26 protein-coding genes are annotated in these 23,044 nt (G+C 63.4%); 9 read left to right on the top strand and 17 right to left on the bottom strand.

Translation table 11 applies throughout. The features are described 5' to 3' along the window. Nucleotides 1-17: 17 nt before the first annotated feature. From ACEN9T_RS23080 to ybiB, 4 genes are all read left to right on the top strand, one after another. Entirely contained in the window at nucleotides 18-821 is an 804-nt protein-coding gene (locus ACEN9T_RS23080) for an ABC transporter ATP-binding protein (RefSeq protein WP_092973449.1), read from the top strand. A 469-nt stretch (nucleotides 822-1,290) separates the two neighbouring features. Then, entirely contained in the window at nucleotides 1,291-1,881 is a 591-nt protein-coding gene (locus ACEN9T_RS23085) for a Crp/Fnr family transcriptional regulator (RefSeq protein WP_413707164.1), read from the top strand. A gap of 102 nt (nucleotides 1,882-1,983) precedes the next feature. Then, the gene (locus ACEN9T_RS23090; RefSeq protein WP_413707165.1) at nucleotides 1,984-2,388 is read left to right on the top strand and encodes a VOC family protein; all 405 of its coding nucleotides are present in this window, start codon (nucleotides 1,984-1,986) and stop codon (nucleotides 2,386-2,388) included. A 369-nt stretch (nucleotides 2,389-2,757) separates the two neighbouring features. Continuing rightward, entirely contained in the window at nucleotides 2,758-3,768 is a 1,011-nt protein-coding gene (ybiB, locus tag ACEN9T_RS23095) for a DNA-binding protein YbiB (RefSeq protein WP_092973455.1), read from the top strand. Nucleotides 3,769-3,782: 14 nt separating this feature from the next. Here ybiB and ACEN9T_RS23100 read toward each other — a convergent pair whose 3' ends face one another. After that, on the bottom strand, nucleotides 3,783-4,652 hold the full coding sequence (locus ACEN9T_RS23100; RefSeq protein WP_413707166.1) for a pirin family protein: 870 nt from the start codon (nucleotides 4,650-4,652) through the stop codon (nucleotides 3,783-3,785). Nucleotides 4,653-4,665: 13 nt separating this feature from the next. Further along, on the bottom strand, nucleotides 4,666-5,070 hold the full coding sequence (locus tag ACEN9T_RS23105; RefSeq protein ID WP_092973459.1) for an OsmC family protein: 405 nt from the start codon (nucleotides 5,068-5,070) through the stop codon (nucleotides 4,666-4,668). 241 nt (nucleotides 5,071-5,311) lie between these two features. Here ACEN9T_RS23105 and ACEN9T_RS23110 point away from each other — a divergent pair, with 241 nt between their 5' ends. Together ACEN9T_RS23110 and rpoH are read left to right on the top strand one after the other, a co-directional pair. Next, complete coding sequence (locus tag ACEN9T_RS23110) at nucleotides 5,312-8,230, top strand: diguanylate cyclase domain-containing protein (protein ID WP_413707167.1); 2,919 nt, start codon at nucleotides 5,312-5,314, stop codon at nucleotides 8,228-8,230. Between the two features lie 235 nt (nucleotides 8,231-8,465). Beyond that, nucleotides 8,466-9,359, top strand: coding sequence for an RNA polymerase sigma factor RpoH (gene rpoH, locus ACEN9T_RS23115; protein WP_394373664.1), 894 nt, complete (start codon nucleotides 8,466-8,468; stop codon nucleotides 9,357-9,359). A 68-nt stretch (nucleotides 9,360-9,427) separates the two neighbouring features. Here rpoH and ACEN9T_RS23120 read toward each other — a convergent pair whose 3' ends face one another. The 5 genes from ACEN9T_RS23120 to ACEN9T_RS23140 form a co-directional block, all read right to left on the bottom strand. After that, nucleotides 9,428-10,033: an SCO family protein gene (locus ACEN9T_RS23120; RefSeq protein WP_092973776.1), complete on the bottom strand. Its 606-nt coding sequence runs from the start codon at nucleotides 10,031-10,033 to the stop codon at nucleotides 9,428-9,430. Nucleotides 10,034-10,102: 69 nt separating this feature from the next. Then, a complete protein-coding gene (gene cyoE, locus ACEN9T_RS23125; protein WP_092973465.1) occupies nucleotides 10,103-11,044 on the bottom strand; it encodes a heme o synthase in 942 nt (313 codons plus the stop codon). A gap of 20 nt (nucleotides 11,045-11,064) precedes the next feature. Then, entirely contained in the window at nucleotides 11,065-12,156 is a 1,092-nt protein-coding gene (locus ACEN9T_RS23130) for a COX15/CtaA family protein (protein ID WP_413707168.1), read from the bottom strand. Between the two features lie 3 nt (nucleotides 12,157-12,159). Continuing rightward, nucleotides 12,160-12,816, bottom strand: coding sequence for an SCO family protein (locus ACEN9T_RS23135; RefSeq protein WP_092973469.1), 657 nt, complete (start codon nucleotides 12,814-12,816; stop codon nucleotides 12,160-12,162). A 52-nt stretch (nucleotides 12,817-12,868) separates the two neighbouring features. After that, nucleotides 12,869-13,639, bottom strand: a complete 771-nt coding sequence (locus ACEN9T_RS23140) for an SURF1 family protein (RefSeq protein WP_413707169.1) — start codon at nucleotides 13,637-13,639, stop codon at nucleotides 12,869-12,871. Nucleotides 13,640-13,708: 69 nt separating this feature from the next. Here ACEN9T_RS23140 and ACEN9T_RS23145 point away from each other — a divergent pair, with 69 nt between their 5' ends. Beyond that, nucleotides 13,709-13,918 carry a twin transmembrane helix small protein gene (locus ACEN9T_RS23145; protein WP_024976747.1) on the top strand — a complete coding sequence of 70 codons (210 nt, stop codon included), beginning with the start codon at nucleotides 13,709-13,711 and terminating at the stop codon, nucleotides 13,916-13,918. 126 nt (nucleotides 13,919-14,044) lie between these two features. Here the strand turns inward: ACEN9T_RS23145 and ACEN9T_RS23150 are convergent, their stop codons facing one another. From ACEN9T_RS23150 to ACEN9T_RS23190, 9 genes are all read right to left on the bottom strand, one after another. After that, nucleotides 14,045-14,905 (bottom strand): cytochrome c oxidase subunit 3, encoded by an 861-nt coding sequence (locus ACEN9T_RS23150; RefSeq protein WP_012761058.1) that lies wholly within the window; start codon nucleotides 14,903-14,905, stop codon nucleotides 14,045-14,047. 90 nt (nucleotides 14,906-14,995) lie between these two features. Further along, nucleotides 14,996-15,208: a DUF2970 domain-containing protein gene (locus ACEN9T_RS23155; protein WP_024976749.1), complete on the bottom strand. Its 213-nt coding sequence runs from the start codon at nucleotides 15,206-15,208 to the stop codon at nucleotides 14,996-14,998. Nucleotides 15,209-15,212: 4 nt separating this feature from the next. Then, nucleotides 15,213-15,821, bottom strand: coding sequence for a cytochrome c oxidase assembly protein (locus tag ACEN9T_RS23160; RefSeq protein ID WP_092973473.1), 609 nt, complete (start codon nucleotides 15,819-15,821; stop codon nucleotides 15,213-15,215). 49 nt (nucleotides 15,822-15,870) lie between these two features. Beyond that, on the bottom strand, nucleotides 15,871-16,002 hold the full coding sequence (locus ACEN9T_RS23165; protein ID WP_009277177.1) for a cytochrome oxidase small assembly protein: 132 nt from the start codon (nucleotides 16,000-16,002) through the stop codon (nucleotides 15,871-15,873). Between the two features lie 61 nt (nucleotides 16,003-16,063). Then, nucleotides 16,064-17,668 (bottom strand): cytochrome c oxidase subunit I, encoded by a 1,605-nt coding sequence (ctaD, locus tag ACEN9T_RS23170; protein WP_092973475.1) that lies wholly within the window; start codon nucleotides 17,666-17,668, stop codon nucleotides 16,064-16,066. Nucleotides 17,669-17,709: 41 nt separating this feature from the next. Beyond that, complete coding sequence (gene coxB, locus ACEN9T_RS23175; RefSeq protein WP_092973477.1) at nucleotides 17,710-18,966, bottom strand: cytochrome c oxidase subunit II; 1,257 nt, start codon at nucleotides 18,964-18,966, stop codon at nucleotides 17,710-17,712. Nucleotides 18,967-19,094: 128 nt separating this feature from the next. After that, nucleotides 19,095-19,211: a DUF2244 domain-containing protein gene (locus ACEN9T_RS23180; protein WP_302848169.1), complete on the bottom strand. Its 117-nt coding sequence runs from the start codon at nucleotides 19,209-19,211 to the stop codon at nucleotides 19,095-19,097. A 3-nt stretch (nucleotides 19,212-19,214) separates the two neighbouring features. After that, a complete protein-coding gene (locus tag ACEN9T_RS23185) occupies nucleotides 19,215-19,400 on the bottom strand; it encodes a hypothetical protein (protein WP_413707170.1) in 186 nt (61 codons plus the stop codon). Nucleotides 19,401-19,592: 192 nt separating this feature from the next. After that, nucleotides 19,593-20,534: a methyltransferase domain-containing protein gene (locus ACEN9T_RS23190; RefSeq protein ID WP_092973481.1), complete on the bottom strand. Its 942-nt coding sequence runs from the start codon at nucleotides 20,532-20,534 to the stop codon at nucleotides 19,593-19,595. Nucleotides 20,535-20,642: 108 nt separating this feature from the next. Here ACEN9T_RS23190 and ACEN9T_RS23195 point away from each other — a divergent pair, with 108 nt between their 5' ends. Together ACEN9T_RS23195 and trmL are read left to right on the top strand one after the other, a co-directional pair. Beyond that, nucleotides 20,643-21,365, top strand: coding sequence for a ComF family protein (locus ACEN9T_RS23195; RefSeq protein ID WP_413707171.1), 723 nt, complete (start codon nucleotides 20,643-20,645; stop codon nucleotides 21,363-21,365). A gap of 111 nt (nucleotides 21,366-21,476) precedes the next feature. After that, a complete protein-coding gene (gene trmL / locus ACEN9T_RS23200) occupies nucleotides 21,477-21,947 on the top strand; it encodes a tRNA (uridine(34)/cytosine(34)/5-carboxymethylaminomethyluridine(34)-2'-O)-methyltransferase TrmL (RefSeq protein WP_092973485.1) in 471 nt (156 codons plus the stop codon). Nucleotides 21,948-21,980: 33 nt separating this feature from the next. Here trmL and ACEN9T_RS23205 read toward each other — a convergent pair whose 3' ends face one another. Further along, nucleotides 21,981-22,997 (bottom strand): NAD(P)H-dependent glycerol-3-phosphate dehydrogenase, encoded by a 1,017-nt coding sequence (locus ACEN9T_RS23205; protein ID WP_092973779.1) that lies wholly within the window; start codon nucleotides 22,995-22,997, stop codon nucleotides 21,981-21,983. Nucleotides 22,998-23,044: the final 47 nt, after the last annotated feature.

A 23,044-nucleotide genomic window follows, 5' to 3' on the forward strand; every position in this document is an offset into this window, starting at 1 on the left:
GACATTGGGGGAGCGCCATGACAGACAAATTCCTGCGCATCGAAAACGTCGGACAGACGTTCAAGACCAAGCGCGGCCCGTTCGTCGCCCTGCGCGACATCGACCTGACGGTGGCGCGCGGTGAGTGCATCGCGCTCATCGGGCACTCGGGCTGCGGCAAATCAACGTTGCTCAATCTCATTGCCGGCCTCACGCGGCCGACCACGGGTGGATTGATCCTCGCCGAGCGCGAGATTGCGGGGCCGGGGCCGGATCGGGCGGTGGTGTTTCAGAACCACTCGCTACTGCCGTGGCTCACGTGCTTTGACAACGTGTATCTCGCCGTCGAGCGTGTGTTTGGGAAGACGGAGACGAAGGGGCAGTTGCGTGAACGTACGCATGCGGCGCTGGCGCTGGTGGGACTCACGCATGCAGAGCAGAAACATCCGCACGAGATTTCTGGCGGGATGAAGCAGCGTGTCGGGATTGCGCGGGCGCTGTCCATGGAGCCTAAGGTGCTGCTGATGGATGAGCCCTTTGGCGCCCTGGATGCACTGACGCGGGCGCATCTGCAGGATGAGCTGCTGAAGATCGTGGCCGCGACCGGCAGCACGGTGGTGATGGTCACGCACGATGTGGATGAGGCGGTGCTGCTGGCGGATCGCATCGTCATGATGACGAATGGGCCGGCTGCGACGATTGGCGAAGTGTTGACGGTGGATTTGCCGCGGCCGCGGGATCGGATGGCGTTGGCGGAGGATGCGACTTATCACGCTTGCCGGACGGCGGTGTTGGATTTTCTGTATCGGAAGCAGAGGCATCCGGTGGCGGAGGCGGCCTGATTTTTTGGTTTTTGATTTTGGCCTTGGTGGTCTGACTCCCTTTCATCCCCCGCCGGGGCTGACCCACTTTCTTTGTCTTGCCAAAGAAAGTAAGCAAAGAAAGGCGCGCCCGAGATGGCGACATCCCCTTGAATTTATGTCGCAGGGAGGGAAGGGAGGCAAACTCGCTTCGCTCAAACAGGCCTCCCTTCTTTTTCCTCCCTGCAACAGAAATTCAAGGCGCCATCTAGGGCAGGAACTTCAACGGCCAAACCGGCGTGGTTTGGCCGTTTGCGTAAACCTCTAGCGTTGGTGGTAGGTGGGCGGTTCGCTTCGCTCCCTGTTTGGATGCCCTGGACACTTCATCTGTGTTGATGCTTTCTCTGGCTGGGTTGGTGGAAAACCGTTCTGGTACAAATGCGGGGGCGAGCTTTGACCCTGCAGCTTTCCCTCGGGGTAGTTCGCTTTGCCAAGCCAGGAGAGTGATCGAGTGGACACGGAAGCGTTCTTCAAGAAAGTCCGGACCTATGCGGAGATCTCGGAAGAGGCTGAGCGGGCGTGGGCTTCTCTGCTGCAACCCAGGCAATACCGGAAGGACGAGTCGCTCGTGGCCGCGGGCGAAGTGCCGACACGGTTTGCGTTTGTTCTTGAGGGCCTGTTCTTCCAGCACTATGTCGGGCCCGAGGGAGACATGGTCATCAAGTATTTCTTTCCGGAGGGCCGGATTGCCGGCTCGGTCAGTGCGACGCTGCTTGGCAAACCCAGCCAATTTACGATCACCGCCATCGAAGACTGCAGCGTCCTGGAGTACGACTTCGCCGCGTTTCGGTCGTTGACGGCGCGCTTCCCGGATATCGCGGCGTTCTACATCCATTACATGGAGCGCCACTGGATCATCGAAAAGGAGCCGGTTGAAATCGCCTTCCGCCACGACAGCGCCATGAAGCGCTATCGCAATTTCATCAGCAGTGAACCCGATCTGCACAGGCGTCTGAAGCAGCATCACATCGCCGCCTGGCTTGGTATTACTCCCGAGAGCCTGAGCCGTGTGAGAAAGGCGATTGCCCTTGGTGTTGGGTGAGCTGGGTCGCGTCTTACCAATAGTCAATGCGCCTACGATCTTCGCGCCCGTATCGTTCAGGCAGGCAAGCGCGGTGCTCGCCCTCAACCAAGGAGACCTGTCATGACGAAGTCGATCTTTGTGAACCTTCCGGTCGCAAACCTGCAGCAATCCAAAGCCTTCTACGAAGCCCTCGGCTTCGCGAACAACCCGCAATTCACCGATGACACGGCCGCCTGCATGGTGTGGAGCGAGTCGATCTTCGTGATGCTGCTCACGCACGCAAAGTGGCAAACGTTCACCAGCCGCCCGCTCCCGCAAAGCGGGTCGAGCGAAGTGATGCTCGCCCTGACCTGCGACAACAAAGACGCCGTCGACCAAATGAACGATGCAGCAGTGAAATGCGGCGGCACGGCCGACATCAACCCGAAGCAGGACCTGGGATTCATGTACGGCCGCGCCCTGGCCGACCTGGACGGCCACATCTGGGAAGCCATCTGGATGGATCCCGCCGCCATCAGTTCGTGACACCCGGCGCCAACGCAACGACGTGCACATCGCCACGCCCGGCCCACCGCCGGTGTGGCCGTTGAAGTTCTTGCCCTAGATGGCGCCTTGAATTTCTGTTGCAGGGAGGAAAAAGGAAGGGAAACTGTCTGAGCGAAGCGAGTTTTTCCCTTCCCCTCCCTGCGACATAAATTCAAGGAGTCTTTCGCCATCTCGGGCGCGCCTTTCTTTGGTTACTTTCTTTGGCAAGACAAAGAAAGTGACTCAGCCCCGGCAGGGGATGAAATAAGAGATGCACCACCAACAAAGAACATCCCACGTCCCACGCTAGCGCCAGCGCAAACCCCAGCGCTATGATCAAACCCAAGCAAACACCCCCGCCACATCCTGATGCCCGCTCCCCCCATCCTCCCCGCCACCGCCACTGAAGACGCCTTCGCCAACGGCCCCTTCCCCGCTGCCCGCTTCATCAAGGAAATCGGCCGCGGCGCAGACGGCGCCCGCGCCCTGGTCAAGCACGACGCCCGCGCGCTTTTCACCGCCATGCTGGAAAGCCGCATCTCCGACGTGCAGCTCGGCGCCATCCTCATGGCCTACCGCATCAAAGGAGAGACGCCGGAAGAACTCGACGGCATGCTGGAAGCCACGCATGCGCACTGCCGGCCGCTGCCGGCACCGGATACGCCCGAGCGCGCGTTGCCGGTCGTCATCCCGAGCTACAACGGTGCCCGCCGCCAGCCAAACCTCGTGCCGCTGCTGGCCAAGCTGCTGGCGCGCGAAGGTGTGCCGGTGCTGGTGCATGGCATCCGCCGCTTCGACGGCCGCATCACCACGGCGGCGCTGTTCGAAGCACTCGGCTGGCCCGTTTGCGAACACATGGACGACGCCCGCGAGCGCCTGGAGAGCGATCGCCTGGCCTACGTGCCGATCGACGTGCTATCGCCCGAGCTGGCGTCGCTGCTGGACAAGCGCGAGATCGTCGGCCTGCGCAATTCGGCCCACACGGTGGTGAAGATGCTGCAGCCCATTGGCGGACACGCCCCGCACGAGGCGCTACGGTTGGTCAGCTACACGCACCCGGAATACCGCGACACGCTCACCGACTACTTCCTGCGCCATCCGGCCAATGTGCTGCTCGCCCGCGGCACCGAAGGCGAGACCGTGGCCGATGCTCGGCGCGGCAGCGCGGTGGAGTGGCTGCACGACGGCTCACACGAAACCGTGATTGAAGCGGTGGAAGGGTCAAGCGATGCGCCGCCTGAATTGCCTGCGGGGACGGACGTGGCGGCAACGGCGCGGTGGATTGAAGCGGTGCTCAACGGCGAGCAGCCGGTGCCGGAGCCGATCGCCAAGCAGGTCCGCGCGATCGTGCGGTGTGCACGACCGGCGCAGGCTGCCTGATCGATCGCTCGGTCTTACTTGGACGGCAGCGGAATGCGCTCCGTCTCGCCCGGCACGTGGGCGAAGGCGTCGGCCTCCCAGCGCTGCTTGGCGTCTTCAATGTCGGCCTTGTCGCTGGCGACGAAGTTCCAGTAGATGTGGCGGTGGCCGTCGGTCGGGTCGCCGCCCAGCAGCATCACGCGTGACGATGCCTGCGCGGTGAGCGTTACGTCGCCGCCGGGTTCCAGCACGGCGAGGTGCTGCGGGTCGAGCACCTCGCCGTCGATGGTGACGGCGCCGTCGACGAGATACAGCCCGCGGTCTGCATGCTCAGGCGGAATCACCAGCGACGCACCGGCCGCCAGTTCCAGTGCCACGTACAACGTGCGCGAACTCACCTTCACGGGCGACGTCAGCCCGAACGCATCCCCCGCAATGACCACGCCCTGCACGCCAGGGCATTCGAGCTTGGGCAGCGTGTCGGCGGCGTGGTGGGCGAAGCTGGCGTTCACCTTTTCCTGATCCTTCGGCAGCGCCACCCAGGTCTGGATGCCATGCACGCGCGCACCCTTTTCGCGTCCCTCGGGCGAGGAGCGCTCGGAGTGGACGATGCCGTTGCCGGCCGTCATCCAGTTCACGTCACCGGGCGTGATGGTCTGCACGCTGCCAAGGCTGTCACGGTGGACCATGCTGCCGTCAAACAAATACGTGACGGTGGCCAGGCCGATATGCGGGTGGGGGCGCACGTCGATGCCCTCGCCCGGGGCGAAATCCACGGGGCCCATGTGATCGAAGAAGATGAACGGCCCGACCGTCTGGCGCGCCGCCGAGGGCAGCACGCGCTTGACTGAGAAACCGCCCAGGTCGCGCACGTGCGGACCGATGATGTGCTGAATGGAAGTCATGGTGGAAAGCTCCTCAGACGCGCTCGGCAAGTTCGGTGTCGACGCTGATCTCAACTTCGGTCATCAGCTTGTGAACGGGGCATTTGCCGGCCACGCGCAGCAGGTCGGCGCGCTGCTCGTCGCTCAGGTCGCCGTGCAGGGTCAGCACCGTGCGCAGCTTGTAACGGCCCTGGCGCTCCTGGGTGCCGTCGTGCTCGACGGCCACATCGATCGAATCGAGCGGGTACTTGCGCTGGCGTGCATACAGCGTCACGGTCAGCGCCTTGCAGCTTGCCAATGCTGCATCAAAGTAGGCGTGCGGATCGGGCGCACTGCCCTCGCCCGCCGGCTTGGGCACGTCGGTGTAGGTCACGCCTTCGGGGAAGGTGATCTTGTGACGGAAAAGGCCTTCGGTGTCCTTGCTGACGACGATGGTCATGACGGCTCCTGTAACGGTGTCTGCGATGTCCGGGCAGTGTAGCTAACTTGCGTGACGGCACGGGACGTGAGCCCATGTGCGGGGTGCACCGCATTCAATGACCCGTCGATCACGCGACATTGCAGACATGGCAATTTGGCCCACCCATTTGGGTGGAAACGCTCAAGCGGCGCGGTTTTACGCCGATCTTCCGGTTAGAAGACATCCCGCCCTGAAACCGCCCCGCTTACGCCTCACCTGCATGGTTCCTCGCCGGCCGCTTGTCGCCATTGCCGGCGGCATCGGCTTCCTCCTCGTCCTTGTCGGGCTGACCGTGATGGTCGGCTGGCTGCAGCATTGGCCATGGGCAGTGAAGCTGGGCACGGACCGGCTGCTGATCGTGTTCGCCACGGGGATCAACCTGACGCTGCTGGGCGCTGGCCTGGGGGCGCTGCTGGTCGGGACGGTACGACCCAACGCCCGGTGGGCAGACCTGACGGCACGCGGGCTGAGTGGCGCGGTGGCGTTGCTGTCTACGCTGCGACTGGCCGAGATGATCACGGGATGGTCGATCGGGCTCGATTTTCCTGGCCTGCACGCCTGGTTCGACCGCCAATGGGTGACCGGATGGATTGGCGGGATGCACCCCAGCCACGCGCTGGCGATGGCCGCATCGGCGACGGCCCTAAGCCTCGTCCCCTCGCTGCACAAACCGCACCGCGCGCGGTGGTTCTGTGGGCTCCTCGGCCTGGCGATGCTGCTCTGCGCGGGCGACCTGCTGGGCCGCGCCATGGCACTCGAATATCTGTATCCGGCGTGGCTGCGGTGGCGCGCCTCGGACGTGGCTGCCGTCTGCTCGCTGCTGGTGGTCACGGGCGTGCTGTGCGCCGCGGTGGCCAGGCATCCTGGCCTGTTGCGCCTGCGCTTGTCGCCGGAAGACACCATCGTTTGGATCAGCGGCGGCTGTGTGGTGGTGGCAGGGCTGGGGGCCACCATCACGGCATTCATCATCCAGGTGGATAGCGCCACCCTGACATTCGGTACCACGCGGGCCCGTGCGCTTTCCAGCTACGCTGAAGAATTCGACCAACTGCTCGCCATGCGTGCAGAAAACCCGCGCCTGGTGGCTGCTGCCACGCACATCCAGGAAGTACTGCGCCATCCGGCCGACAACGCAGCGCGCCTGCGCAGCGCGAGCGCGCTGCAGGCGTATCGCGAGCAAGGCTACTCGTACCTGCAACTGCGTACGCTCGCCGGCGAGGGCATCGTCAGCCTGGGGACGCAAACGCTTGAACCCGAACTGTCGATACCGCTGCACGCCGGCCTCGCGCCCGAGCGCGTCACGCTGCAATGGGTACATGGCTTTGCCATGCGCACCGAAACACCGGTCATGGCAGACGGCATGCAGATCGGCTGGCTGGTCGCCGAGCAACCGCTCGCCCACATGACAGGCCGCTACACCAACCAACGCGGCACGGGGATGACGGAAACGCTGGCGATGTCGGGCTTTGATGCGCGCGGCCGCGCCATGTCGTTTCCGCAGCGCTTTGACGCGTATGTGTTCGAGCTGCCGCAGCTTACGGTCGATCATCGGCCGCTGCCGTCGCGCTTGGCGCTGGCGGGTCAGGCCGGCTACGGCCAGTGGCAGGACATCCACGGCATGCCGACGTCGTTCAGCTACACGCCCATCGGCCACACAGGTCTGGCGCTGATCAGCAAGATCGCCAGCGCCGAGCTGTATGCCCCGATGCGTGTGCAGTTCGAGCGGCTTGCGGCCTTGATGCTGTGTCTGATGATTGGCAGCGTGCTGGCCATTCGCCTGACGGTACGGCCGTTTGCCAACCGGCTCGCCGCGTCCGAACGTGCGCTGCGCACCGCCAACGAAAGCCTCGAGCGCCGCCGTGACGCCCTGCGCGCCAGCCGCGAACAACTGCGCCTGGTGGCCGACAACGTGCCCGCGCAGCTCAGCTATGTCGACCCTGACGGCATCGTCCGCTTTGCCAGCCGCACGCTGCTCGAAGCCTTCGGCCGCAATGAAGACGAGCTGCTCGACCGCCATGTGCGCGACATCTACGCCCCCGAGGACTACCGCGCGCTGCTGCCCTACATGACGGAGGTGCTGGCCGGTTACCCGGTGCAATTCGAGATCCAGTCCATGCGCACCGGCGTGCCCCGCTACCTGAGCGGCCACTACTTTCCTGACTATGATGATCGCGGCACGCTGCGCGGCTATTTCTCGGTGCTGCAGGATCTGACGGCCCGCACGAGCGCCGAGCTGGCCCTGGCGCGCAGTGAACGCGCACTCAAGCTCGTGCTCGACAACGCGCCGCTGCTGGTGTCGCACATCAACCCCGACGGCGTCTTCACCTTCTGCAATGTCACGCATGCACGCTGGCTGCAGCGCACGCCCGAGGAGGTCTGCGGCCAGATGCCGGAGCGCGTGTTCACGCCGGGCACGTACGCCTTGCTGGCACCGTATCTGGTGCGCGCCCGGCGCGGAGAATCCGTCCAATTCGAGATCACCGCGCCTTGGTACGAAAAGCCGCACGCCAACGGCCCGCGCAGCCGCACCCGGCATTTCCGCGGCCAGCTCGTCCCCGATGCCGGAGAAGCGCGCGACGGCCGCTGCGGTTTCTACGCCTTCGTGCAGGACGTAACCGAAGCCAAGCGCAGCGAGATGGAGCTTTCGCGCATGGCACGCTTTGATGCCCTCACCGGCCTGCCCAACCGCTACGAACTCTACGAGCGCCTGCGCGCCGCGCTGGAACGCCGGCAGCGCCTGCCCGCGCCGCTGGGCGTGCTCTATCTGGACGTGGATCACTTCAAGCACATCAACGACACCTACGGCCACGCCGCCGGCGATGCTGTGCTGGTGGAGGTCGCGCACCGCCTGCAACGTGCCGTGCGCCGCACCGACACCGTCGCCCGGCTCGCAGGTGACGAGTTCATCATCCTGCTCGACCCCATCGACGCCCCGGATGATGCGCTGCACACCGCGCAGAAGACCGTTGGCGCGATCCGCCCCCCGATCCACCTGCCCGATGGCACGGTGCTCCACGTCACAACGAGCATTGGCGTGGCCTGCCCGGGCCCCGAAGTACGTGACCCCGACGCCGCCCTGCGCGAAGCCGATCGCGCACTTTACTGGGCGAAGTCACGCGGCCGTAACACGGCGGCGTAGTCGAGAACCGATACCGCCCGCTGCGGTCTATGACTGGGTGCGGCGCCCTTTTTGTTGCGCCGCAAACATCACACTATTGAAAAATCAACCCTGATTTACGGGAACTATTAACCGGACAAAAATGTCCTATTAGCACTCATCCGGTTGGAGTGCTAAGATGCCTTTCCAAACCTCCACTGGATTTCGACAGGAGTCCTGAGTGAACGCAGTCATCCCCGTGAATACCGTTTCCGCAATCGCCACCCAGCCGTCCGGCAACGCCGGTAATGGATGGGCGCTGGCGTTCCCCGGCAACCTGGGCAACATCGACGCTTATATCCAGAGCGTCAACCGTGTGCCGATGTTGACGGCCGAAGAAGAACAGCGTCTGGCCCGCGAATACCGCGACAACGACAATCTCGATGCCGCCCGCCGGCTGGTGCTCTCGCACCTGCGCCTCGTGGTGTCGATTGCCCGTGGCTACCTCGGTTACGGCCTGCCGCATGCCGACTTGATTCAGGAAGGCAATATCGGTCTGATGAAGGCCGTCAAGCGCTTCGACCCGGATCAGGGCGTGCGTCTCGTCTCGTACGCGATGCACTGGATCAAGGCCGAGATGCACGAGTACATCCTGAAGAACTGGCGCATGGTCAAGGTGGCCACCACCAAGGCCCAGCGCAAGCTGTTCTTCAACCTGCGCAGCCACAAGCAGGATGCGCAGGCGACCTTCACTTCGGATGAGATCGACGCCGTAGCGGCCGAGTTGAACGTCAAGGGCGCTGAAGTGCGCGAGATGGAAACGCGCCTCTCGGGCGGCGACATCGCGCTGGAAGGCCAGATGGACGACGGCGAAGAGTCGTTTGCCCCGATCGCCTATCTGGCGGACACGCACAACGAGCCGACCCGCGTGATCGAAGCTCGCGGCAACGACCGCATGCAAAGTGAAGGCATCGAAGCTGCCCTCGCCAAGCTGGACGACCGCAGCCGCCGCATCATTGAAGCCCGCTGGCTGAACGTGAATGACGACGGATCGGGCGGCTCGACGCTGCACGAGCTGGCTGACGAGTTTGGTGTGTCAGCCGAGCGCATTCGCCAGATCGAATCGGCCGCGATGAAGAAGATGAAGGGTGCGCTGCAGGCCTTCGCCTAAGCTGCCCGCCTCGCCATAAAGAAAGCCCGCCAATTTGGCGGGCTTTTTCTTTGCGCGGCGACCGGAGATCAGTCGGCCAGCAATTGCTTGATGTCGTGGGCGATCGGCTCGGGGCCCTGGCCGTGCTTGATGAACAAACGCAGGTTGCCCTTTGGATCAAACATGTAGCTGCCGGCAGTGTGGTCCATGGTGTAGTTGTCGGGCGAGCTGCCCGGCACCTTGCTGTAGAACACCTTGAAATCAGACGCGACCTTCTTGAGTTCAGCTTCGTTTGCCGGACGCAGGCCAATGAAGCGCGGATCGAACGCAGGCACGTACTTGGCCAGCAAGTCTTGCGTATCGCGCTCCGGGTCGACGGTGACGAACAGCACCTGGACGCGATCGGCGTCTTTGCCGAGGGTTTCCATCACAGCACGCAGTTCGGCCAGCGTGGTCGGACAAACATCGGGGCAATGCGTGTAACCGAAGAACATAACGACGACCTTGCCGCGGAAATCTTCGAGTGTGCGGCGCTTGCCGGTGTGGTCCGTCAGCGAGAAATCGGTGCCAAAGCTCTTGGACCCGGTGATGTCGAGGTTCTTGAAGGCGGGCTTGTCGCTGCACGCCGTCAGCGCCAGCACAGCGACGGCCAGCATGGCGAAGAGCGCGGCGCGGAAGTGTCGGAAAGAGAGCATGGTCATCGTGTTGGGAACAGACCGCCTAGCGTACCGCCAACGGCACACGCTTGCTGGCGGTGCTGTGCGTCACAGCGCCGCGCTTTGCATGAGCGCCGGGCCGAACTTGAAGTAGTGATCCACCAGTAGCGCGGCAAACAGGATCGACAGGTAGATGATCGAATAGCGGAAAGTCTTCTGCGCCAGTGCATCCGAATATTTGCGGTACATGCGCCACGCATACGACAGGAAGCCGAAGCCGAGCACAAGCGCTGTCGCCAAATAGATATAGCCGCTCATGCCGTAGACGAACGGCAGGATGGTCGCGGCAATCATGATGAGGGTGTAGAGCAGGATATGCAGCAGCGTGTATTTCTCGCCGTGCGTGATTGGCAGCATCGGCAGGCCGGACTTTGCGTAGTCTGCGCGGCGGTACAGCGCGAGCGCCCAGAAGTGCGGCGGCGTCCAAGAGAAGATGATCAGCACCAGGATCCACGCCTCGGCAGGCACGCTGTTGGCGACGGCCGCCCAGCCCAGCGCTGGCGGCATCGCCCCCGAGAGGCCGCCGATCACGATGTTCTGCGGTGTGGCCGGCTTGAGCAGCAGCGTGTAGATGATCGCGTAACCGATGAAGGTCGCGAACGTGAGCCACATCGTCAGGTCGTTGGCGAACACGTGCAGCGTCCACATGCCCGCACCGCCCAGCACCACTGAAAACACCAGGATCTGCCGCGTGCCCAGCTCGCCGCTGGCCGAGGGGCGCCACGCCGTGCGGCGCATCATCGCGTCGATCTTGCGCTCGACGAGGCAGTTGATGGCGAAGGCGGCGCCGGCAAACAGCCAGATGCCGACCGCGCCGCCGACCAGTACCGGCCACGGCACCATGCCCGGCGTGGCCAGGAACATGCCGATCACGGCGCAGAACACGGCAAGCTGCGTGACGCGCGGCTTGGTGAGCGCCGCATACTGCGATGCGGTCGTTCGCCAGCCAGGAAGTTGAGTGGAAGTTGTTGGGGTTGCCACGGTATTCATAAAAGACGTTCAGACGGCATTCAGACGACGGCAGCCGCCACAGGCATCGGCGCCCGCGCTTGCGCGAGCCCGATCAGGTAATGCAGACGCACCATCAGCAACAGCAACACGGCCGCGCCGCCGTTGTGCGCCACGGCGGCCAGCAGCGGCCACCCCAGCACGATGTTCGAAAGTCCGGTCGCCAATTGCACGGCCAGCACAACGAGCAGCACCGTCGCGACACGGCCAATGCCGTCGATGCGACGCGCATGCAGGCCCAGCCACGCCAGGTAGCTCAGCACAGCGACTGCAAACACGCGGTGCGTCCAATGGATAGCCACCAACGCATCGTGCGAGATAAAGTCGCCGCCGGCGGTCTTGCCGAGTTGGCGCCAGACCGTGAAGCCGTGCGCAAAGTCCATTGGCGGAACCCACTGGCCGTTGCACAGCGGGAAATCGGTACAGGCCAGCACAGCGTAGTTCGTGCTGACCCAGCCGCCCAGGGCAATCTGCACAACGAGCAGCACGAGCCCGATGGCCGCGGCCATGCGCAACGAGGCGCCACGCTCGTCCACCACACGCGGCACATCGTTCTTGCAGCCGAGCCAGATCAGCGCGGCGAGCAACGACATGCCGAGCAGCAAGTGTGTCACCACGATGGCCGGCTGCAGCTTGAGCGTGACCGTCCACGCGCCAAAGGCACCCTGCACACACACCAGCGCCAGCACGGCCGTCGCATACCAAGGCGATTGCTTCAGCTCCTTGCGCTTGACCCACGCCAGCACCACCAGCGTGATGATCAGCACGCCCAGCGCGAGCGCGAAATAGCGGTGCGTCATCTCGATCCACGCCTTCATCCACGTGACCGGGCCACTCGGCATGGCGGCCTGTGCGGCATGGATGTCGTCACGGGCGTGGAACGGGTTGGACGTGCCGTAGCAGCCCGGCCAGTCCGGGCAACCGAGGCCTGAATCCGTCAGACGCGTGAAGCTGCCGAACATGATCAGGTCGAGCGTGAGGAAAGCGGTGATCCACACCAGCTTGCGGTACTTGTTGCGATCCCCCTTGACCAGCACGTAGCACAGCGGGATCAGCGCGATCAGGATGCCGATGGAAGCAAGTTGCAGCAGCATGGCTTATCCGATGCGCGAATACTTCAAGAGCCGCGTCATGTCTCCACGCACCTTCTTCGGGTCCGGATCTTTCGGGAACTGCATCATCAGGTTGCCAAGCGGATCGACCAGGAAGAGGTGGTCCGTCGGCGGCGTCTTGCCGTCGGCAAGCCAGTTCTTCGGCAGATCGGGGGCGCGCAGGAAGCGCACGGCACCGTAATCGTCGTTGTAGGCCTTGATGAGGCGGGGGTCGATTTCACCGCGGTCGGTCACCAGCCAGACGGGGACGATGCGGTCGCGGTCCGGGCCTTGGCCGATGCGCAGCTGGCGCATAGTGAACAGCTTGCGCGCGCAGTTGTCGTCGCAGGCGCTGCTATCCACCGACACCATCAGCCATTTGCCCTTGAGGCTGGCGAGCGGCACTTCAGCGCCGTGCTCGTCCTGCACCATCAGGCCGCTCGGGATGGGGCGCTGCGGATCGACCAAGGCGCCGTACGCCGCCTTGCCGCCGGCCGGGGTGAACACGTAATACGCGAGGTACGACGCGATCACCGGAGAGGCACACACCAACAGAAGCAACAGCATCATCCAGCGGCCCCGACGTGTGCGCGCGTCGATGCGCGGGTCTTCGGACGCCCCGAGTGTGCCCGGCGCGCCGGGTGCGGATTCCTGATTCACCATGTGATTCCCAATACATTCCGCTGCGGCACTAAGCCGCAACGCGAGTTCGTGTTCAGGCGGGCTCGGAGGTGCCCACCAAGCGGCGATAACGCCGCACGCTGTAGAAGACCATCAGCCCAAACACTGCCGCCGCCATCGCAAACCATTGGAATGCGTAGCCGTAATTGCGCTCAGCGCCCAGGTCTGCGCGCGGCCAATCGCGCAACAGGCCGTCCTCCACGTCGGATTGCTGCTGCACCACGAACGGTTGGAGTGGCACGCCGATTTCGCGCGAGAAGGTGTCGAGGTCGATATTCTGCCTAAGTCGCTGGCCGACTTCATCAGCGCCGTCCTTGCTGCCCAGACTGAAGACCCGGCTGGCATGCGGCACCGCCATCCCCTCGACCTGCACTTCGCCCGCTGGCGTGGTGTACGGCGCGATGCGCGTGCGGTCGGCCGGATCGCGCGGCAACCAGCCCCGGTCGACCAACACGGCGCGCCCGCCGGCGCCTTCCAGCCTCAGCGGGATGAGCACCTCGAAACCCGGGCGCGATACGTCGTTGGTGACGTGCGGACGGTTCTCAAGCAGCACCGTGTGCGCCACGTCGAACGTTCCACGCAGCAGCACCGGCCGGTACATCACGGACTCTGCTGTCACGGGCTGCGCGGTGATGCGCTGGGCGGGTGCATTTTCCAGCGCCACGATGCGGGCCTGGCGCTCGATGCGCTCGTGCGCACGCGAAAGCTGCCAACGCCCGAGCGAGCACGTCAGCGCGATCAGCGCCACGCCTGCCAACATCGGCACAGGCGCAAACCACTGCCGCATCGGCACGCGCCCGGTCATCGCTCGGCCCCGGTGCGATAATGCTCGGCAGTCATTTTCAACCCGTCATTGCCCAACCGGCAGCCCTCCATGCGCATCGTCGTTGCCATTGCGTTTCTGCTGATCCTCGGCAGCCTTGCCTCCGCGCTGTTCTTCCTGATGCGCGACAAGGGCCACAGCAACCGCACCGTTCGCTCGTTGATGTTCCGCGTCGGTTTCTCGATCGCGCTGTTCATCTTCATCCTCGTCGCGAACCGTCTGGGGTGGATCCACAGTACCGGCATCCGTTTCGGCCAATAACCCAAGTCAAATCAGTCAGGCCAGAAAAGCGAAAACGCCGCAGCGGTGTCCCGTCTGCGGCATTGTCTTCGCCGGCCGTTGGCCAGGTCATGGAGCGACGCTGCGCCGCCCCAATCCGATGCTGTCTTACAGCCAGTACACCACCACGTACAGGCCCAGCCACACCACGTCCACAAAGTGCCAGTACCACGCAGCGCCTTCGAATGCGAAGTGATGCTCCGGCGTGAAGTGGCCCTTGATCACACGCCCTAGCACCACCGACAGCATGATGGCGCCCATGGTCACGTGGAAGCCGTGGAAGCCCGTCAGCAGGAAGAACGTCGAACCGTAGATGCCCGACGTCAGCTTCAGGTTCAGTTCGTGATAGGCGTGGATGTACTCGAACGCCTGGAAACCCATGAACGTGAAGCCCAGGAGAATCGTCAGCAGCAAGCCCTGGATGACCTGCGCGCGCTTGCCTTCACGCAGCGCATGGTGTGCCCATGTGAGCGTCACACCCGAAGTCAGCAGCAGCGCCGTGTTGATGGTCGGAATCGGCCACGGGCCCATCGTCGTGAATGGAGCGACCGTGCCGGCCGGTCCAGCGTTCGGCCACAGCGCATTGAAGTCAGGCCACAGCAGCTTGTTGTTCAGATCACCCAGCCACGGCATGGCAATCGTGCGGGCATAGAACAGCGCGCCGAAGAACGCCGCGAAGAACATCACTTCCGAGAAGATGAACCAGCTCATCGACCAGCGGAACGACGCATCCACGCGGTCGCCGTATTTGCCGGTCTCAGACTCGGAGATGGCGTCAGCAAACCACGCGCGCAGCACGAAGAGGAACCACAGCAGGCCGACCAGGAACGTCCACGGGGCCCAGGGCTGAGCATTCACCCATGCAGCGGAGCTCAACAGCACGATCAGCAGGCCGAGGCTTGCCGTAATCGGATGCCGCGACGGCCCGGGCACGAAGTAGTACGGAGCGTTTGCTCGATTCGCACTCATCTCTTTTTCTCCAGCTCTATTTTTTTTAAGAATCCAATCGATGTTGCCCGGCCCATGCTGCTCGGGCCGTCTCCTCAACCTTCTCAATTCTTAACCGACTACTGCCCGCACGATCAACAGCAGCACAACGATAAACATGACCGCCGCCAGAATGCCCGCAATGATCACGTGCACGGGATTCAACTGCGCCATGTCACGGTCATGATCGCGGCCCTTGCGCACACCGAAGAAGGACCAGAACACCGCCTTCATCGTCTGTGCGAATGATGCGCGTCGCTTGGTCGCCTCCTTCAGTTCGTCCATGTCCTCACGTTCCCTTGTTCGGCATCGCCGGCGCAATAGCCGACGGCGCGTGGATTTCAAAGAAAGTGTAGGACAAGGTGATCGTCTTCACGTCCTTGGGAAGATCCGGATCAATCACAAACACCACCGGCATCTCACGTGATTCGTTGGCCGTCAGCGTCTGCTGCTTGAAACAAAAACACTCAATCTTTTTGAAGAACTCGGTTGCCTGCTTGGGCGCGTAACTTGGGATGGCCTGCGCCTCGACCGTACGCCCCTCCTTGTTCACCACCTCGTAGACGATCTGGTTGATCTCGCCGGGATGCACATCCATGCTGTTCTTCACAGGGCGGAAGCGGAACGGCCCTTGGCTGTTCGAATCGAATTCCACCGTGATCGTGCGCGTCTTGTCGACCTGCGAATTGCGCAGCGCGCCGCCATCTTCATCCCGTGTGTTCAACACGTTGATGTTCGTAAGCTCGCAGATCTTTTTGTACAGCGGCACCATCGCGTAGCCGAAGCCGAACATGATCACGACCACCACGGCCAGCTTGCCGAGCATGGACCGGTTGAGGCCGCGCTCGAGGGCTTTGTCGTTTTGGGTCGGATCCGGCTGCGCCGGTGTCTGGCTCATAGAGGTCTCGCGAAATCTCGGTTCAGCGATCAGCGCGTCGCTTGCCCGGCTAGCCGCCGAATACCACGCGCTTGAAAATCACACCCAGAAAGAAAACCAACGCGATGGTGCCGAGGATGAGACCCAGACGGCGGTTGGCAGCGCGTTGCTCGGGCGTTGGGCTTTTTTCTGGATTCGACATCGTTGTCCGGAGGATCACGGAGCCAGCGCCAGTATCGGCAGCCGGCCCCGCGACACCTGCATTACTTGACGTGCGGCGGTTCTTCAAAGGTGTGAAACGGCGCCGGCGACGGCACGGTCCACTCCAGGCCTTCCGCGCCATCCCACGGCTTGTCGGCGGCCTTCTCGCCACCGCGGTACGACGGCAGCACCACGAAGAAGAAGAAATACACCTGCATCAGGCCGAAACCCAGTGCACCGATCGACGCCACGGCGTTGAAGTCGGCGAACTGCTGCGGATAGTCGGCATAGCGACGCGGCATGCCAGCCAGGCCCAGGAAGTGCATCGGGAAGAACGTGAGGTTGAAGGTGATCATCGAACCCCAGAAGTGGATCTTGCCCCGCGTCTCGCTGTACATGTAGCCCGACCACTTCGGACCCCAGTAGTAGAAGCCCGCGAACAGCGCGAACAGCGAGCCGGCCACCAGCACGTAGTGGAAGTGCGCCACCACGTAGTAGGTATCCTGCAGCTGGATGTCGATCGGGGCCACGGCCAAGATCAGGCCAGTGAAGCCGCCCACCGTGAACACGAAGATGAAGCCGATCGCGAACAGCATCGGCGTCTCGAACGTCATCGAGCCGCGCCACATCGTGGCCACCCAGTTGAAGATCTTCACGCCGGTCGGCACCGCAATCAGCATCGTCGCGTACATGAAGAACAGCTGGCCGGTGACTGGCATGCCGGTCGTGAACATGTGGTGCGCCCACACGATGAACGACAGGATGGCGATCGACGCCGTGGCGTACACCATCGAGCTGTAGCCAAACAGCGGCTTGCGCGCGAAGGCCGGCACGATCTGGCTGACGATGCCGAACGCCGGCAAGATCATGATGTACACCTCGGGGTGCCCGAAGAACCAGAAGATGTGCTGGTACATCACCGGATCACCGCCGCCTGCAGCCGAGAAGAAGCTCGTGCCGAAGTGGCGGTCGGTCAGCACCATGGTGATCGCCCCAGCCAGCACCGGCATCACAGCAATCAGCAGGTACGCCGTGATCAGCCACGTCCAGCAGAACATCGGCATCTTCATCAGCGTCATGCCGGGCGCGCGCATGTTCAGGATGGTCACGATGATGTTGATCGCGCCCATGATCGACGATGCGCCCATGATGTGGATCGCGAAGATCGCCATGTCCATGCCCGGGCCCATCTGGACCGACAGCGGTGCATAGAGCGTCCAGCCGGCAGCCGTGGCGCCGCCCGGTGCGAAGAATGAGCCCACCAGCAGCAGCGCCGCAGGCGGCAACAGCCAGAAGCTGAAGTTGTTCATCCGCGCAAAGGCCATGTCGGACGCGCCGACCTGCAGCGGGATCATCCAGTTCGCAAAGCCCACGAAGGCCGGCATGATCGCGCCGAACACCATGATCAGGCCGTGCAGCGTGGTGAACTGGTTGAACAGCTCCGGATGGAAGAACTGCAAGCCGGGCTGGAACAGCTCAAGGCGGATCAGCAGGGCCAGCGTGCCGCCCGAAAGCAGCATCATGAAAGAGAACAGCAGGTACAGCGTACCGATGTCCTTGTGGTTGGTCGCAAACAGCCAACGGCGCCAGCCGTGCGGATGGTCGTGCGCGTGGTCGTCTCCATGACCGTGCGCGTGATCTTGCGGGTGCGTAACAGCGGTGCTCATCGAGGAACTCCTAGGGTTCGGTTCGTCACGCAGACGATCAATCAGCCAGCGTTGCGGTCTTCGGCCGCATTCGCTTGTTGGGACGCCACCTTGCCGGCGGATTCAGTTGCAGCGGTCTTGGCACTGCCACCTTCGGGCATCTTGCCGCCGCGCGCATCCTTCACTTGCGTCGGCTGCAGCAGGTCACCGGTATGGTTGCCCCAGTGGTTGCGCTCGTAAGTGATGACGGAAGCGATTTCGACATCGTTCAGTGCCGAAGCCCAAGGCGGCATGGCGCCCTTGCCGTGCAGCACGATGCCAACGTGGTCAGCCAGCGGGCCATTGGCGATCTTCGAACCATCAAGCGCCGGGAACGGACCGCCGCCCTTGCCGTTCGGCTGATGGCAGACCGCGCAGTTGGCGGTGTAGACCTTCTCGCCGCGCGACTTCAGCTCTTCAAGCGTGTAGGTCTTGTTCGGGTCATCGGCCTTGGCGGCCATTTCCTTCTTCTTGCCGTCGACCCACTTGGTGTAGTCGTCCTGCGAAAGCACGCGCACGACGATCGGCATGAACGCATGTTCCTTGCCGCACAGTTCAGCGCACTGGCCACGATACACGCCGACCTTCTCAGCCTTGAACCATGCGTCACGCACGAAGCCCGGAATCGCATCCTGCTTCACGCCAAACGCCGGAATCATCCACGAATGGATCACGTCGTTGGCGGTCGTGACGATGCGCACCTTGCGGTTGACCGGCACGACCAGTTCATTATCGACTTCGATCAGGTACGTGTTCGACTTGGGCGCCTGGTTGTTGATCTGGTCACGGGGCGTGGTCAGCGTGGAGAGGAACGAGATGCCCTCGCCTTCGCCCTTCAGGTAGTCGTAACCCCACTTCCACTGGTAGCCGGTGGCCTTGATGGTGAGGTCAGAATTGGTGGTGTCCTTCATTGCGACCACAGCCTTGGTAGCCGGCAGCGCCATCCCGATCACGATCAGGAACGGCACGATGGTCCAGATGATTTCAACCGTGGTGCTTTCGTGGAACGTCGCCGGTTTGTGGCCGACCGACTTACGGTGCTTGAAAATGGAGTAGAACATCACCCCGAATACACCGATGAAGATCACGATACAAATGATCAGCATCATCCAGTGCAGCCAATGGATCTCGGCGGCGATCTTGGTGACCGGGGGCGCGAGATTGAGCTGCCGCACTGCGGGGCCGCCCGGCATGTCTTCCACTGCCAGGGCCGTTTGACTGAGGGCGAGGAGAGAGCCTGCCGCCAGCAAACTTGCCAATGTCTTATTCAACATTTTCATTTTTTATCTACCCAATTGACAGATTCCACTCTGCCCCGGTGCGCGGCTCATGAGACCTGGGTTGGTTGCCCGTGTCCCAAACACCGGGAAAGCTCGTCCGCAAGCTTGCGCCGCCTGACGCGCACCTGCTAGATCACGAGCCGGCCGTCTTCCAGCCAGACTTGCCCGTAATCGGAGGCGTGGCGGGCATAGTACAGCAATGCCCATCCGAGAATCGCGACCTCCAGCCCCGCGTCAGGCAACACCAATCACGCGCGTTGCCAGACAGAAAACCAAGCGATTACGAACGGGGGAATGACAACCAAGGGGGTGGACCAGCCAATCTGGCGGGTTGAAAGCGAGCAGTTTCGCTTCATGAGCCAGTTCTTGCGCGGCGATTCCGAGATGGTGGACGCGCCGCATGCTGGGTGGAGCGCGGTTTCAATGTCGTGCATTGAACCACTCCTGCCTCGGATGCATACCCGAACGGTTCGCCCGTGGCAAAAAACGGGATAGGCCTTTGGGGGGACTGCTGCGACAAACTGGCGCATTATATGGCCGCGATTGACCCCAAACAAGGTAAAGCGCCTTTATGCAAGTCCCGGCTTGACAAGGTGCGCCAATGCCGTTTTCGCATTAAAAACATCTCAGGCGCGCGGTTTGCGGCCGATCTGATCGATCGGAATCATGGCTCTCCCCTCCTCGTCCAGCGCCTGCCGCTGGGTCGGCGCAAGCTTCCAGGCGTGGCCGTAAACGATTTCGAAGGTGAGCGGTATCAGTCCGTCGGGATTGCGTTGCGCATCCAGTGCGTCGAATAGCTGCTGGCGCCAGCGCGGCGTGTGCAGACCGGCGCCAGCAAGGCCGCGGCCTGCTTCGTCCGTCAAGCCAGCCATACCGCCAAGCAAATGCACATCGGCCAGCAGCGCCTGCGGCGTTTCGTAGGTGATTGTGAGCTGTTCCATGTCCATGACGGGCGTGGACCAGCGGCTGTGCACCAGCATGTCGCCAATGTCGTGCATATCGACAAAGCGCAGCGTATGGACACCCGCGTCGATGCCGGCCAAGGCACTACGCAGCTCGCGCAAGGTGTCGGGGCCGAACAGGCTGAACATCAGCAGGCCGCCTTCCGTGGTGATGCGGTGCCATTCCGGAAAGATCGCGTGGGGCGCCGGGTCCCAGTGCAGCGCTAGGTTCGACCACAGCAGATCGAATGACGCGTCGGCAAACGGCAGCGCGCGGAAATCCGCCTGGGCAAAATCAAAGACCGGTCGCTTCTTCAGCAGCCGGCCGAGCCACCCCGCATCGGTGCGCTGCGGATCGAGTTTCTGCGCTTGCGCCAGCATGGCGGACGACCAGTCGATCCCGCAAATCTGCGCGTCCGGATATTGCGCGCGCAGTACTGCCAGGCCTTGTCCCAGGCCGCAACCCAAATCCAGCGCACGCGCAGGCGTGGCTTTGATGTAGGACAGCCGGTCCTGCATGCGACTGCCCACTTCGCGCAGCAGGAAATCCACGTCGGCGAAACGCGCGGCGCGGCGATCAAAGGCGCGCCGCAAGGCGGCAGGACGGGCAAGAGCGGGATCAGACATCGACAAGGCGGGACGGAATACTGCGGTTGCCAAGTATACCGGCCCGCAGTTTGAGGTGCCGTCCGATAGCGCAGCGGCCGCAAATCGGCTTGGATAGTGGCTTTTTGCATGCATAAACACGCGTTATCGGCATGGTTTCGCGCCGGCCTGCGTCATCTGTTGCCGTGCGCCTGCGCGCTGTGCGGCGCGGTGCAGGGCGGCTTGGTGTGCACGGGCTGCACGAGCGATCTGGCGCCGCAGTTGCACAGGCGGCGCTGCATCCAATGCGCCATTGCGCTGGAAGCGCGGCACGCCGCCCGACATTGCCGCACTTGTTTAGCCGGTGCGCCCGACTTTGACGCGACCATCGTCATTGCCGACTACGACTGGCCGCTTGACCACCTTGTCACCGGATTGAAATTTCGGGCGCAATTGCCGTTGGCGGCTTGGTTGGCGCACCAATTGGGCAACGCACTCGCCGCTGCGCCGGGCGACTTGCCGGACGTGCTGCTGCCGGTGCCGCTCTCGCCTGCACGCCTGCGCTCGCGCGGCTACAACCAGGCGTGGGAAATTGCCCGCCGGCTGGCGCGCCAGTTGGACATTCCCGGTCATGCGAATGCCCTGCACCGTGTGCGCGACAACCCCGCGCAGGCCATGCTGGACCGCGCCGAACGGCTGACTAACCTGCACGGCGCATTCGTTGTCGCCGAACCTGCGCGCATCGCGGGGCGCCATGTCGGCGTCGTCGACGATGTGATGACCACCGGCACGACCCTCGGCGAGATCGCCACGCAACTCAAACGCGCCGGCGCCACCCGCGTCACCAACGTTGTCGCCTTGCGCACGCCCTGATTCCGTGCTTATGCGACATTGTGTCGCGCCACTTATGCCAAGCTGTGGCGGGGTGACAACCCTTCCCAATGTGGATAAGCTCGCCGCCGAAATTCCTCCTGCCGCCCGATCATGTTCAACGTCGTCCTTGTCGAGCCCGAAATCCCGCCCAACACGGGCAATGTGATCCGCCTGTGCGCCAACACGGGCGCCCAGCTGCATCTGATCGAACCGTTGGGTTTTCCGCTCGAAGATGCCCGGATGCGCCGCGCGGGGCTCGACTATCACGAGTACGCGACGATGCGCGTGCATGCCGATTGGGACGCCTTTCTGCGCGATGCGCAGCCCGATCCCACGCGCATGTTCGCGCTCACCACGCGCGGCTCGACGCCGTTTGCCAGCATGGCGTTCCAGCCGGGCGACTGGTTTGTCTTCGGATCGGAAACGCGCGGGTTGTCGGAAGAGCGGCGCGAGTGGTTTCCCGCTTCGCAGCGGATTCGCCTGCCGATGCGGCCGGACAACCGCAGCCTAAATCTATCGAACACGGTGGCGGTGGTGGTGTTCGAAGCGTGGCGGCAGAACGGGTTCGCGGGCGGCGCCTGATTCAGACCAAACGCACCGTTGATTGCGACGTGGCTAGCGTGCCGATTCGGATTTGGCGTCGCGCTGCAGCAGACGCTCGACCGCTTTCGCAGCAGGAAGCCCTTCGAACAGGACTTCGCAGACGGTAAAGGTAATCGGCATATCCACGCCCTTGGCGCGCGCAAGCGCCGCCACCGCCCGCGCACAACGCACGCCCTCTGCAACGTGACCCAGGCTGTGGAGGATGTCGTTCAGCGTGCGGCCCTGCGCGAGCTGCATCCCGACCGTGCGATTGCGTGACAGGTCGCCGGTGGCGGTCAACAGCAGATCGCCCATGCCGGTCAGCCCCATGAAGGTTTCCGGCCGACCGCCGAGCGCCAAGCCCAGGCGCGTCATCTCGGCCAGCCCGCGTGTCACCAGTGCGGCGCGCGCGTTCAACCCCAGGCCCAGGCCGTCTGCGGCGCCTGTCGCGATGGCCAGCACGTTCTTCACGGCACCGCCCACCTCCACGCCGACAAGGTCATCGCTGGCGTACACGCGCATCGCGTGATGGTGAAAGCCGCGCTGCGTGAGCTTGCACAGCGCCTCGCTGGTCGAGGCGACCGTCATGGCGCACGGCAAACCCTGCGCGACCTCCTTGGCGAAACTCGGCCCCGACAGCACACCGACAGCAAGGTCGGTACGGCCCGACGCCTTCAGCACATCGGCGACGATGGCGTGCGGCAGTGCGCTGGTCTCAGGGTCGAAACCCTTGCATAGCCAGATCACGTTGCGCACGCCGCCGTGTGCCGCAATCGTGCGCGTCAGGTCGGCGAGCCCGGCGACGGGTGAAGCGATGACGGCGAGCGCATCATCGCCCGCGGCATGGTCGAGCGCGGCTTGCAAATCAGCAGAAAAACGCAACGACGCCTGCAGCGTCATGCCCGGCAAATACGGCGCGTTGATGTGCGTGGCGGCCATCTGCGTGACAAGCTTTGCGTCACGCCCCCACAGCACAACGTCGTGCGATTGCGCGGCGTGGCTGGCCAGGGCAGTGCCCCAGGCACCGGCACCCAAAACGGAAATTCGCATGCGCGTGTTCAGCATCGGTCAGGCAAAGGTCGAGCAACAGGTCGGGC

Source organism: Ralstonia sp. Ralssp110 (assembly GCF_047325135.1).
GTDB lineage: Bacteria > Pseudomonadota > Gammaproteobacteria > Burkholderiales > Burkholderiaceae > Ralstonia > Ralstonia mojiangensis.